Genomic DNA, 12,984 nt, shown 5'->3' with positions numbered 1-12,984 from the left:
TTGCACCGCCAGTTGGTGATGGCATGTCAAATATTTTTCGAGGGGCGCTTGGTGGAGCGAATGGGATACGAAAGTCCCTGGGTGGGCCGCGAGAGACAGGTGGGCCTGCTCGCGCGAATGATCGAAGCCCTCGCGTCTGGACAGGGGGGCAGGCTGTTCGTGGAGGGCGAGCCGGGTGCGGGGAAGACCGCCCTGCTGTCCCTCTTGGTGGCCGACGCCCAGCGCCGGCACTGCCTCGTTCTGCGGGGTGCCGCCGACGAACTGGGGCAGCGATTCCCGTTGGCCGGGATCATCGACTGCCTGGAGACCACGGACCCGGTGATCGCCGGCCACCGGTCTGCCGTCACCGAGCTGCTCACCGCCCTGGGCACCGCTGGGGACCCCACCGCGGACCCCGCCCTGGTCGCGGTCGCCGCCGCGGTCGACAGCCTGGTCGAACGGATCACCGGCCTATGTTCCGCATCACCCGTCTTCCTCGTCCTCGACAACCTCCAGTGGGCCGACGAGGCCAGTCTGCTCGTATGGCAGCGGCTCGCCGAGGCGGCTTCGCGGCTGCCGATCCTTCTCGTCGCGGCCCTGCGTACCGGCGGCACGCTCCCTCCTCGACTCGCCGCGCTCCGTCAGAATCCGGCCGGTCAGAGTGCGGTCACGATGGATCTGCCGCCCCTCACCGAGCAGGAGACGGCGCTGTTCGCGCGGAGATCGCTGGGGGCGATCGCCGGCCCGAGACTTCTCCGGCACCTGACAGCCGCCCGCGGCAACCCCTTCTATCTGCGGGAGCTGCTCGATGCACTGACCCGCGCCGGTTCGGTCACCGTGACCGAGGGACATGCCGAACTGGGGGCCCGCCTCGGAGACGAGTCCCCGCCCCTAGGGCTCGCCGATTCCGTTGTCAACCGGCTTGTCAGCCTGCCGCGGGCCGTCGTCGACGTCCTGCGCATCGCGACGCTGCTCGGTGCCCCGTTCACGACGGACAACCTCGCGACCGTGACGGGCCGAAGCCGCGAGGAACTGGAGGGCATCGTCTGGGAGGCAGTTCTGGCGGACGTCCTGGAAGTGGACGGCAACGCGCTGAGATTCCGACACGAGGTGGCCCGTGAGGCCTTCCGCGCGCGCCTGCCGGTCTCCCTGCGCGACACACTGCACCGGCACGCCGCCAAGGCATTCGCGGCGGCCGGCGCTCCGGACCGCCAGGTCGCCGGACAGTTGCTCCCCGTGCGAGGGGCGTGGGACGACTGGGCGGTCGACTGGCTGGTACAGGCCGGTGATCCACTTCTCGCGGAGGCTCCCTGGGTCGCCACCGAACTCGTCGCACGCGCGCTGGAACACCTGGAACCGGCGCACCGGCACCGGGAGCGTCTGCAGGAGTACTTCCACCGGGGCACCTTCCTGCTGCGCCGGTCCGGCAACGCAGACCAGATCCGGCTGCTGCGCGACCAGACGACCGAACCGGCACGCCGAGCCAGGCTCACTCTCATGCTCGTCCTCGACCTCGTCCAGAAGCAGCGCGTCGAGGAAGGCCTGCACGAGGCCACCCAGGCTTTGGAGGCCCACCACGACTCGCCGGAGTTGACGGCTCAGCTCCGCGGCCCCTGGGCCTGGCTGCTGTGGGCCAGCCGCCGATTCGACGAAGCCGAAGCGGCGGCTTCGCACATCCTGGCGGACGCCGAGTTCTTTCCGTCCCCCGTGTCGGTCGGTTATGCCAGATACACCAAGGCCCTGCTGCTGATGCGCGACCGCCGACAGCACGACGCGCTCCTGGAGCTCGAGCAGGGTGTCGCGGCCACGCTGGGCTGCGAGGAAGCCACCGACGTCAGAGTCGGGCTGACCCTGCTGAGCGCGCATCTCCTCGCCGTCCTGGAACGCATGGACGAGGCGAAGCAAGCACTCCGGACCTGCCGATCCCTGGTGAAGACGACGGACCCGGAAGGACGGACTGCCTGGGTCGTCCTTCTGTCCGCGACGCTCAACTACCGGACCGGCGAATGGGACGAGGCCCTGAACGACCTGGCGTCGTTGCGCGAGCTTCCCACCGACTCGTGGATGCCGGGCACCCGTCACGGTCTGGCCGCGCTCATCCTGGCCGGCCAGAACCGCCCCGAGGAGGCCCAGGAGCAACTGGCGGTCGTCGCCGATGTGGACGTGCTCACCGGAGTACCCGGTAGCCAGACAACCTTCCTCCTCACCGCGAGAGCCCTGATCGCTGAACGGCAGGGAAGACCAGAGGAGGCGCTGGGCCTGCTTCTCCACATACTCGACCCGGAGTTGGCCGCCGCCCATAACCAGCGCTTCCACCTGCTGCCCGACGTGGTGCGGCTCGCCCTGGCGGTCGGCGACGCCTCCGCCGCAGGAAACGCCACACGGGCAGCCCAGGGGGAAGCGGAACAGGCTCCGGACGAACCGGTGCGGCGAGCCGTCGCACAGCACTGTCTGGGTCTGCTCACCGCGGATCCCGATCCGTTACGTGCCGCTCTCGCCTACTACGATCGGTCCGTGTTCCGGCCCGGCCTCGGCCATCTCCTGGAAGACCTGGCGGTGGTCCAGGCGGGCCGGGGCGACATGGCGCAGGCTCGCGCCTGCTTCGGCCGTGCGGTGAAGGTGTACCGCTCCCTCGGGGCCGACTGGCACATTGCCCGTGCCGATGCCCGGCTCCGCGCGCTGGGGATCCGGCGCGCTCACAGTGGCGCACGGGACCGGCCCAAGAACGGCTGGGAGGCGCTGACCCCGACGGAACTGAAAGTGGCGCTGTTGGTGGCCAGAGGCCGTACGAATCCACAAGTCGCCGCCGAACTGCTGCTCTCGCCCAGGACGGTGCAGACCCATGTGTCGCACATCCTGACAAAACTCGGCGCGCGTTCCCGTACGGACATCGTGGCGGAGGCCGTGCGCGTCGGTGCCCTGCACGGGCGACGGCTCGGCCGTCCGGACAGCTGAACCAGCGGAGGGAACGGGCGCATGACACGGGAGACGACCGGGCCGACGGCAGGCGACACATGGATCGGACGGGAACGGGAGGTCGGAGAACTCGCGGAGCTGATCGAGGCCGTAGCGGGCGGCCGAGGGGGCTCGGTGCTCATCGAAGGCGAACCGGCCATAGGGAAAACCACCTTGCTGGCGCTGACGTCGCTGGAGGCCGCGCGGCTCGGGTGCCGGGTGCTGCATGCCACCGCCTCCGAACTGGCCCACGACTTCCCGCTGCGTCCACTCCTGCGCTGTCTCGATCAGGACCGCCAGAACGAGACGGACCGGCCCGAGGACGAGACACACACCATGGCGGTCATGGAGCGGCTGATCAGGCTGCTCACCGTCATGCTCGACGAAGGCCCGCTCGTCCTGCTGCTTGACGACCTTCATTGGGCGGACGATGCCACGCTGCTGCTGTGGCAGCGGCTGAGCCGGGTGGCGGGGCGCGTTCCGCTGCTGCTCGTCGCCACGGTGCGGGCGGTGCCGGACAGGCCCGAAGTGAGCCGGCTCCGTCGCGGCCTGCTGAGCGCGGACACCCGCCTCATCGAACTCGCGCCGATGACACCGGCCGAAGTAGCCGCTCTGGCACAGTCCTTGCTCGGTGTGGCTCCGGGGCCCAAACTGTGCGGATGGCTCACGTCCGCGGGCGGCAACCCTCTGTTCGTACGGGAGCTGCTCGACGCCCTGCGGCGCGACGAGGGCATCGAACGGAACGGCCCGGTCGTCGAACTGGCCGGACGGGCCGCGTCGGGGTTCCCGCCTCCACCGGATCAGGCCGTTGGGGAGCGGCTGTCGCATCTTTCGGCGCCCTGTCAGGAAGCGCTCCGGGCAGCTGCCCTGCTGGGGACCGAGTTCACCGCCCGGGAACTGGCCGCCGTGCTGGACCGTTCCCCCTGGGAACTGCTCACCCTGGTGGACGAGGCCGTGCCGGCCGGAGTCCTCGTCGACACCGGGGACGGGTTGCGCTTTCGTCATCCGGTGATCCGTCAAGCCCTCTACGCCGCGCTGCAGCCGGAGCAGCGGGCGGCGGCGCACGGGAGGGCGGCCCACGCCCTGGCGGCGGCCGGCGCCCCCATGGATCGCATAGCCGAACAGCTGCTGCGTGCCGGGCCCACTGCCGGGGGACCGATGCTGAGGTGGATCAACGAGCACGCCGAACCTCTCGCCACCCGCTGTCCCGAAGTCGCCACCGAACTCATACAGAGCGCCATGGACCGGCTGCCACCCGAGGATCCGGGCCACTCGATGCTCGAGCGTCACCTCGGAACGGCTGCCTTCCTGCTCCGGCGCCCGGCAAGCACCGTCATCCTGCGCAGGCTGCTCGACCGGACACACGACCGTGAGAACGTGGCCCAGCTGACGATGTCGCTGGTGCACAGCCTGTTCTGGCAAGGAGGATGGGACGAGGCGATCGAGGCCATCGCCGCTGTGGGCTCGTTGGACTCGGCGGCCGAGTCGTCCCGTGATCCGGTGTCCGCTCTGTGGCGCAACCGGCTGCGAGCTCTGGGAGCGATCGCCCTGTGGAGTGCGGGCCGTGAGGCGGAGGCCGCGCCCATCGCCGCCGAAGTCGTTGCCGAGGCGGTGCGCGACGGCGATGACCAGGCCGAGGCTTACGGCCGTCAGGCGGTTGCTCTGGGGCTGATGCGGGCACGGCGGACGGAATCGGCGCTGGCCGAGAATGAGCGGGCGCTGGCGGCTTCCCACCGAGCGGCAACTATCGGCAAGGGGAGTCAGGAGAACACGGATCTGCGGATTTCGATGCTGGTCACCCGCGCGGTGATGCTCGGCACCGTCGACCGCATGGAAGACGCTCTGGCGGCGCTGCGCGAAGCCGGGGACCTTTCCGAAGCGCAAGGCATCTACGGTCAGTTCAGCGGGATCGCGATGAGCTCCGCGGTGCTCAACTACTGGACCGGGCGCTGGGACGACGCGCTGACCGGTCTCGCGGGCATCGAAGACCTGCCGGGAATCGCCTGGATGCCCGTGCTCCGCCACGGTGTCGAAGTGCTCATACACGGCCACCGGGACGATGGACCGGCGGCCGACGCCGCCTTCCGCGAACTCCGCGACCTCCCCGACCCTGAGGGACTCCAGCGATCGCACACCAGCTATCGCCTCATGGCCGGCGCGCTGATGGCCGAACGGGCAGGGAGGCAGCGCGAGGCGCTGACCGTGCTGCTGCCGACGCTGGACGCCCGGTACGCCAAGGATCTGGACCAGCGCTACCAGTGGCTCCCCGACATCGTGCGGCTCGCTCTCTCGGTGGGCGAGATCGAGATAGCGAGGGCCGCGGCGGTCATCAGCACGCAGGAGAGCGGCCAGGGCTCGCATGCGGGACGCGTGGCCGCCGCCGCCCGCTGCAAGGGGATGATCGACGGTGACCCGGAAGTCCTGCTGTCCGCTGTGGAGTACTACGCCCGGGTGAACCGCCCACTGCAGACAGGGCAGGCGAGTGAGGATCTCGCGGTGCTGCTGGCCACCCTGGGAAGACGGGCGGAAGCCAGGGAACAGCTGCTCCGCGCCGTGGAGTGCTACCGGAGCACCGGCGCGGAGTGGGACATCGAGCGAGCCCGGTCCCGACTGCGCGCACTGGGTGTCAGGACGGTGAAGGCCACCAACGGGCCAAGACCCAAGAGCGGATGGCAGGCATTGACCCCGGCCGAACTGAAGGTGGCTGCTCTGGTGTCTCAAGGACATTCGAACCCGGAGATAGCCGCCGAGTTGTTCCTGTCGCCTCGCACCGTACAGACCCACGTGTCGCACATACTCGTCAAACTGGGAGTGCGCTCGCGTACGGAGGTGGCACGCAAGGCGTACGAGCACCTGGGGGAGTAACTCGCAGTCGCCGTCGCTCACGCCTCGGCACCGCATGCCTGGACAGCGTCCTTGAGGGCGCGCATGGCGTAGTAGGTACGGGAGATCACCGTGGCAGCCGGAACACCCAGCACTTCGGCCGTCCGGTTCACGGACATGCCCCGGAAGTACACGTGGACCAGCACGACGCGGTGTTCGGCGCTGAGGGCCCGCAGGGCCCGGTGTACGTCGGCGGACGTGGCGTGCCGCCGTGAGACATCCTCGGGCGTCGCCTCTTCGTTGCGGGGCATGTCGCCAACCTCTCTGGGCCGCGGCCGATCTGGACCCGGCGGTGCCTCTGGCCGTGCTAAGTGCCTTCGTACCGGACTGGGCCCGGGGCCGTGCCCCTCTGACAACGGCAGTGCGTGACTACCACTCAACGGAAGCCCCCTCTGGGGAGAGACGGCGGACGCGCTCGTGCGGGAATGGGGTTGCGACTCTCACACTGCTCTCACCTCGTGGGCAGAGATATCCGCCGATCGGCGGAGTCACGTAGCTGCCGATGAACGGGTGAACGGGCGAACGGCTGTCGTCACCGCGACCGGCCATGGGCGCCGGCTGAACCCACACCGGTAGCGCCACGTGCCAGGTGGGAAGCGTCGTCCCCGGGAACCGGTGAGGAATCTGCATGTCTCGGCACGTTCTCCACGTCTCGCCCAGTAATCCGCGCCACCATCGCACCATCAACGAGGCGATGGCCGCAGCCCGTCCGGACTCGATCATCAATGTCTGGCCCGGCCAGTACGCGGAGAGCGTCGTGCTGACCACTGCGCTGACCATCACGGCGGAGGAGGGCCGAGGCAGCGTCGTACTGGAACCCGCTGAGGGCAGCGCCGTGGTGATGGCGGCGGAACGGGCCACGCTCTCCGGTGTCGTCCTCCGCGGCACGAGTGCGGACCTGGCCACCGTGGACGTCTCCTCCGGCCATCTGCGCCTGGACGACTGCGAGGTCGGCGCCAACGCCTGGGCAGCGGTTCTGGCACGCGGCTCGTCCGGACTGTCGCTGAACGGATGCCGGGTGGAGAACCCGGGCGGCTCCGGCATCGTCACCACGGGAACCGCACGAACGGTGGTCCAGCACACGTCGATCGAGCGCGTCGCGGGGTCCGCGGTCTATGTGGGGGACGACGCGGAACTGCGGCTCCTCGACTCCACCGTGACCGGAGCCAAGGGAAACGGCGTGGTCGCCACCGACCGCGCGCACGGCGTGGTCGAACGTTGCGACATCTCCGCGATCGGCCAGCCGGCGGTGGTCGTCCAGAAGGAGAGCGCCATGCGGCTGGTGGAGTCGGTCATCCATGACACGGCCGACGTCGGCGTGTATCTCACCGGTAGCGGTCAGGTCGTCGTGGACGACTGCCGCACGGCCGACACCGGCAGCCACGGGATCCAGATCACCGGCGGCGCGGATCCGCACATCCGGCACACCCGGATCACCCGTCCGCGTGCCAGTGGCATCCATGTGAACGAGCGCTCCAAGGGCACGTTCGAGGCCTGCGAGGTCGAGGACGCGGGCGCCTCCGGTGTCTGGGTGGGCGGCGGCAGCGACCCGGTGTTCGACTCCCTGCTGGTCCGGGACTGCTCGGGCACCGGTGTCACGCTCTCCGACGACGCGTCGGGGACGCTCACCGATCTGACGGTCCGGCATGTGCAGGAGCACGGGATCGTCATCCGTACCGGGGCCAATCCGCTGCTGCGCAACGCCACGGTCGCCGACTGCTCGGGGCACGGCATCGTCGTCGTCGAACGGGGTCGTGGACGGATCGAGGACTGTGACATCTCCGAGACCCGCTACGCGGCGGTGCACACTGCCGAGGGAGGACATCCGTACATCAGTGGCACCACCGTGCACGGCGGAACCGACGCCGGAGTCCTCATCGGCGAGGGCGGTCAGAGCGCACTGCGCGACTGCGACATCCGGGGCGCCGGAGTGGACGGGCTCACCGTGGAGGCCGGCGGTGACGTCTCGGTCTCCCGTACCCGTATCCGCGACTGCCGGGGAAACGGAGTCCGTCTCGCCGAGGGCGCCCGGGGCTCCTTCACCGGCTGTGAGCTCACTGGCAACGGAGGCGACGGAATCGTCGTGGCGAGTACGGAGCCGATCGTCATCCGTGACTGCACCGTCGCGGCGAACAGCCGCTCGGGCCTGCGCCAGACCGTCCCCAGCCAGCGGCTCAGCGTGGAGGACCTCGCCAGCCGGGACAACACCCTGCCCGACGCGTATGGCACCGCCCAGGCGGCCGGCGACACCCCGAGAGAGCAGCCCCGTACCGGCGGCGCGGCCGGCGGTGAGCCCGGCACACCGCCCGGGCAGGTGACGAGGGCCGGATCCGAGGCGAAGGCGCAACCGAGCGGGGGTGAACGGAACTCCGCCGAGGAGCTCCTCCATAAGCTCGAACAGCTCGTCGGCCTGGCCGCCGTCAAACGGGAGGTGGCCACCCTCGTCAACCTCAACCGCCTGGCCAAGCGTCGTGCCGAGGCCGGGCTGCCCAGCCTCCCCATGGGACGCCATCTCGTCTTCTCAGGACCGCCCGGCACCGGAAAGACCACCGTGGCCCGCCTCTACGCCGGCATCCTCGCCGCTCTCGGAGCCCTGGAACGAGGCCACGTCGTCGAAGTGGCGCGCGCGGACCTTGTCGCCCAGATCGTGGGGGGCACCGCCATCAAGACCACCGAGAAGTTCACCGAGGCGATGGGCGGAGTGCTGTTCATCGACGAGGCGTACGCCCTCGTCAGCGGAGCGAACGCGGGCGGCGGGCCCGACTTCGGCAAGGAGGCCATCGACACCCTGGTCAAGCTGATGGAGGACCATCGCGACGAGGTCGTCGTGATCGCCGCCGGCTACACCCATGACATGCGCAAGTTCATGGACGCCAACCCCGGACTGGCCTCCCGTTTCACTCGCACCGTCGAGTTCGAGAACTATTCCACGCCCGAGATGGTGACCATCGCCGAACAGTTCTGCACCACCCACAGTTACGAGCTGGCCGACGACACACGAGCAGCCTTGCACCAGTACTTCGAGGCGGTCCCGCGCGACGCCAACTTCGGCAACGGACGCACAGCACGCAAGGTGTTCGAGGAGATGGTGGATCGTCAGGCCCACCGGCTCGCCGCGCAGCCGAACGCCGACGCGTACGACCTCACCCGGCTCCTTGCCGAAGACGTCGGCGAGATCCCGGGAGCCGGCATCGGAGCAGGCGCCGGCACACGCGACGAGAAGGGGGTCACCGCCATTCTCGCCGAACTCGACTCCATGGTCGGCCTCGCCGAGGTGAAGCGGGAGGTCACCGATCTCGTCAATCTCCTCGCTCAGGTGCAGCACCGCAAGGCGGCGGGGCTTCCCGCCCCGCCGGTGAGCCGCCATCTCATCTTCTCCGGCAACCCCGGCACCGGGAAGACCACGGTCGCCAGGCTCTACGCCAAGCTTCTCACCGCCCTCGGTATCCTCCAGCGGGGCCAGCTCGTCGAGGTCGCCCGCGGTGATCTGGTCGGCGAGTACATCGGGCACACGGCCCAGCGCACCAAGGAAGCCTTCGACCGGGCCCGCGGCGGTCTGCTGTTCATCGACGAGGCGTACGCGTTGCTCCCTCCGGGCGGCAGCGGCGGTCAGGACTTCGGCAAGGAGGCCATCGACACTCTGGTCAAGCTGATGGAGGACCATCGCGACGAGGTAGTGGTGATCGCCGCCGGCTACACGGACGAGATGCGGGCCTTCACCGCGGCCAACCCCGGGCTCTCCTCACGCTTCACCCAATGGGTCGAGTTCGAGGACTACAGCGCCGACGAGCTGGTCACCATTCTGGCCGGCCAGGCCGACGCGAACGGCTACGAAATCGGCGACGAGACCACCAAGCTGTTGCGGGGCTACTTCGAGGCCACCCACGAGGGCCGGGTCTCCGGCAACGGGCGCTACGCACGCAAGGTCCTCGACACGATGATCACCGCGCAGGCGCGGCGGATCAGCGGTCTGGCCACGCCGACGGTCGACGACCTGCGGCTGCTGTCCCCCGCCGATGTGAAGAGCGTCCGCCAGTGACACAGGGGCGGGGCCGTCGGCCCCGCCCTTCGTCTTCACCGGACGGCGGATTCCCGCTCCGGGCCGTTCTCCTCGTCCAGGCCCGCGTCCGGTTGTGCCAGGCCCAGTTTTCTGCCCAGCCACTCGTCGAACTCGATGCACGCTGCCACCCAGCTCCCCGTCGACACGGCGAACTGTGTTTCGTCGCAGCCGGGGCCGATCAGCAGGTGGACCTCACCCACCAGCTGTGACGAGCCGTCCTCCCTCGCGTAGGTGTAGACCTTCGGCCACAGGGTGTCCCGGTTCCATTCGTCCACGGTCCGCAGGAGCTGTGTCTCGTCCTCGACACCGTGCGGACGGTCGTAGAAGGCGCGCACGGAAAAGACCCGTTGTCCTCCCACATCGGAGAACATGAAGTACGTCCGGAAGGTCTGCCATGGAGCGCAGAGGTCGCCCTCTTCATCCACGACGTACGTGATCCCGTTCTCGTCGAGGACTCGCCTGACGGCTTCCGCACCGGGCACGGTGTCGTTCTTCTCCATGATTCTCCTCAGCCTCGCGGCCGGCCGCGAGAGTGGCGGCCGTCGGTCACCTGTGCGCACGGACACAGACCCACTCGGGTTCGGCGCCGGCGTGTGAGAGTCGAGTTCCCTACGGTTCCCACCGTCGCCCCTGGGCCGGCGTACCCCCGACGTCGAATCGGAACACCCCACGTGTCATCTGACACGGAGCATCATGGAGCAGGCCGGCGAGACGCTCCCGTCCCACGCTCCAACGGTCGGAGTGTGGAGGTGTGACCTGCACGTCTTGCCGCGGGTCGGCAGAATTCACGGACACCGCCTGCCTCATGCCGCGGAGATCGTCGCCAACGTTCCCGCCCCACACCGGCCGGCCAGCCGACGTCGGGTCCCGCGCGTGTGATGTGACCACGGCCGTGACGATCCATGTGTCGGCCTCGCCCGGGGTGAGCCGTGGCTGCACCTGCTCCAGTTCGGCGTGAGCCGCACGAGGTCGTGGTGCTCCGCCCCTGGCGCTGCCCGCGCCGGCACCCGAACCGGGGTAGACGCCGATGGCACAGGGAGCTCGGACGTCTCCAGCGGAAACCGGTGGCCCGTCACCCGTTCCGAGCCGCCGTCGGGTCGGGGCAGGCCGGCAGAGAATGGGCGCCACCGGTTGCTGATTGATCCTCGAGTACGCGTTCCGCGTTCTAGAATGCGAAGGGCCAGTAGGCTCCGGCCTGTCGTGGAGGGAACGCCACGCGTGGCTGAGTTCCGGATGACGGAGCATGAAGGAGCGGGTGTCCACCGTGACAGACCCTGCGGACGAGGCCGACGACCCCCCTCACATCCGCCTGCAACTCGGGGCGTACGTCCTTGGTGCGCTCACACCTGAAGAGGACCGTGAGATCGCCGCGCACCTGTTGGACTGCGAATCGTGCGGCGCGGAGTACCTGGAGTTCGCCGAGACTCCGACGCTGCTCGCCTTGGTGACCGAGGCCCATCTCCTCTATGACATCGATATCCACGATCCGGAGGGCGACGACGACTGATCTGGACGGGCCGACGTCAAACCTCGCACACCGGGAGACCGCTCAGGCGGTCCTGCCTTCTTGGCCGGGTTGACGAGTCCTTCGTAGGGTTGGGCCGGCCAGGGGCGCTGGGTTGAGATATCGGACGGCTGTCCGTCTCGCGGCGTCTCTGGCTTCGCGGCCCGGCACCCCACGACGACTCGACGGTCGGCTTCACGCCCTCGCTGAGTAAGATCGCCGCGATGTGGAGCGGCACGCCGGTCACGGTTCGCCTCGGTGATCTGGACAAGATGTGCGCGGCGCTGAGTCGCACCGTTGGCGACCTGCTCCAGGCTGAACCCCTCGCCGCCAGTGCTGGAGAAGGTGGGGTACGGCCCAGGCCGTGGGCGTCGAGGAGTCCGGAGGCGGTCTCCTGCGGCCGACGCCGCGTCGACAGGGCGGTCCACGCTCACTGCCTCGAACTGACGGATGAGGGCACGATCTGTCCCGGCACAGTGGCCGCACTGACCTGCTGGATTCGCGCACGTCCCTGCTGGATTCGCGCACGTCGGAGGCAGGGTGGCGCCAGGTTCCGTCGGGGCGCAGACTCCGCAGCGGATGGGTGCGGCTGCAATCTCGATGGGGCCCCGCACTTCTTCAGTCGGCGGGATCGGCGCAGCACGCCTGCGATTCCTTGGGGTGTGTCGGCACGAACGCCCTCAGAGAGGAACCAGCATGGGCCGGTGCTCCACAGAAGAGGCATGCACGTGCTGGAAGAGGCATGGACGTGCTGGTCAGGGACGACCTGGGGCAGACCAAATCTCGGGATCCGGCCTCGCGTTGGCTCTGCCAGGATGCCCTGCATCCTGCGCTGGCCGGTGCTTCGCATCGGAGGACGGTTCTTGAACGACCACGGTCGGGGGTGGCGATCGGAGAGACGGCCGAAATCGGCCTCAGGACCTCGGACCGGACTCCCGGGCCGGGACCATGACCGCGATGGTGCAGCCTCGCTCGGCAAGCAGTGGTCGCACCTCGCGGACCGGATGTTCTGCCCGAGCCGGAGCGACTGGCTACAGGCCGAGTTCGTTGAGCATGGTCTGGATTTCGGTGTGCGCGTTGCTGTGGGGGCTGTGGTGGGCGTGGAGGATGCGGTGGAGGCGTAGTTCGAGGAGCATCCCGAGGGCGATGTCTGTGTCGGAGATGTCGAGGGGGAGGGCGAGGGGGGCGGCGTGGCGGATGAGGAGGGCGTGGGCCTGGGCTCGGGCGTGGGGGTCTTGCGGGGCGGTGTGGTTGAGGGTGGCGTGGTAGGCGTTGGCCGCGTCGGCCCAGACGTGTGCGGTGGTGGGGTCGATGTGGTGGTCGATGAGGTAGCGGTGGAGTCGGGGCAGATGGCTGTTGAAGTTGTTCTGGGAGAGGAGGTCGAGGCCGTCCTGGAAATGGCGCCGGTAGGTGGGGTCGTGCTGGACGAGGAGCCAGTGGACTGTGGTCGCGGGCAGTGGTCCTCGTGCGGGGATGAGGGCCGCGCCGATGTCGTGCAGTGAGGCGTGCTGCTGGTAGAGCTGGTGGTGGGCGGTGCCGGCCAGTGCGGTCAGTGCCGGGCTGTGGGCGGACAGGTGGTGGCCGGGTTCCTGACGCGGGGTGT

Annotated in this window: 8 protein-coding genes; 5 read left to right on the top strand and 3 right to left on the bottom strand. The window is 69.1% G+C overall.

What is annotated here, in order from left to right:
• Window positions 1–18 precede the first annotated feature (18 nt).
• Together ACFUJR_RS31315 and ACFUJR_RS31310 are read left to right on the top strand one after the other, a co-directional pair.
• Entirely contained in the window at window positions 19–2,934 is a 2,916-nt protein-coding gene (locus tag ACFUJR_RS31315; RefSeq protein WP_383450964.1) for an ATP-binding protein, read from the top strand.
• A gap of 21 nt (window positions 2,935–2,955) precedes the next feature.
• Window positions 2,956–5,799 (top strand): helix-turn-helix transcriptional regulator, encoded by a 2,844-nt coding sequence (locus ACFUJR_RS31310; RefSeq protein ID WP_383172571.1) that lies wholly within the window; start codon window positions 2,956–2,958, stop codon window positions 5,797–5,799.
• Window positions 5,800–5,816: 17 nt separating this feature from the next.
• On the opposite strand, the gene ACFUJR_RS31305 is transcribed toward ACFUJR_RS31310, so the two are convergent.
• Window positions 5,817–6,068: a sigma factor-like helix-turn-helix DNA-binding protein gene (locus ACFUJR_RS31305; RefSeq protein WP_383172573.1), complete on the bottom strand. Its 252-nt coding sequence runs from the start codon at window positions 6,066–6,068 to the stop codon at window positions 5,817–5,819.
• A gap of 377 nt (window positions 6,069–6,445) precedes the next feature.
• Here ACFUJR_RS31305 and ACFUJR_RS31300 point away from each other — a divergent pair, with 377 nt between their 5' ends.
• Complete coding sequence (locus tag ACFUJR_RS31300) at window positions 6,446–9,856, top strand: right-handed parallel beta-helix repeat-containing protein (RefSeq protein ID WP_383172575.1); 3,411 nt, start codon at window positions 6,446–6,448, stop codon at window positions 9,854–9,856.
• A 35-nt stretch (window positions 9,857–9,891) separates the two neighbouring features.
• On the opposite strand, the gene ACFUJR_RS31295 is transcribed toward ACFUJR_RS31300, so the two are convergent.
• Window positions 9,892–10,377: a YbjN domain-containing protein gene (locus ACFUJR_RS31295; protein WP_383172577.1), complete on the bottom strand. Its 486-nt coding sequence runs from the start codon at window positions 10,375–10,377 to the stop codon at window positions 9,892–9,894.
• A gap of 764 nt (window positions 10,378–11,141) precedes the next feature.
• On the opposite strand from ACFUJR_RS31295, the gene ACFUJR_RS31290 reads away from it, so the two are divergent.
• Window positions 11,142–11,384 (top strand): anti-sigma factor family protein, encoded by a 243-nt coding sequence (locus ACFUJR_RS31290; protein WP_383172578.1) that lies wholly within the window; start codon window positions 11,142–11,144, stop codon window positions 11,382–11,384.
• Window positions 11,385–11,605: 221 nt separating this feature from the next.
• Complete coding sequence (locus tag ACFUJR_RS31285; RefSeq protein WP_383450961.1) at window positions 11,606–12,505, top strand: helix-turn-helix domain-containing protein; 900 nt, start codon at window positions 11,606–11,608, stop codon at window positions 12,503–12,505.
• On the opposite strand, the gene ACFUJR_RS31280 is transcribed toward ACFUJR_RS31285, so the two are convergent.
• Window positions 12,413–12,984: hypothetical protein (locus ACFUJR_RS31280; RefSeq protein ID WP_383450958.1), on the bottom strand; the 572-nt coding region annotated here is incomplete at its 5' end. The genes ACFUJR_RS31285 and ACFUJR_RS31280 overlap by 93 nt on opposite strands.

Origin of the sequence: Streptomyces sp. NPDC057271, from assembly GCF_042668715.1 — a bacterium.
In the GTDB taxonomy this organism is placed as follows: Bacteria; Actinomycetota; Actinomycetes; order Streptomycetales; family Streptomycetaceae; genus Streptomyces.
The sequence above is the reverse complement of the archived record's forward strand: the minus strand, read 5'-3'. Positions and strand labels throughout refer to the sequence as shown.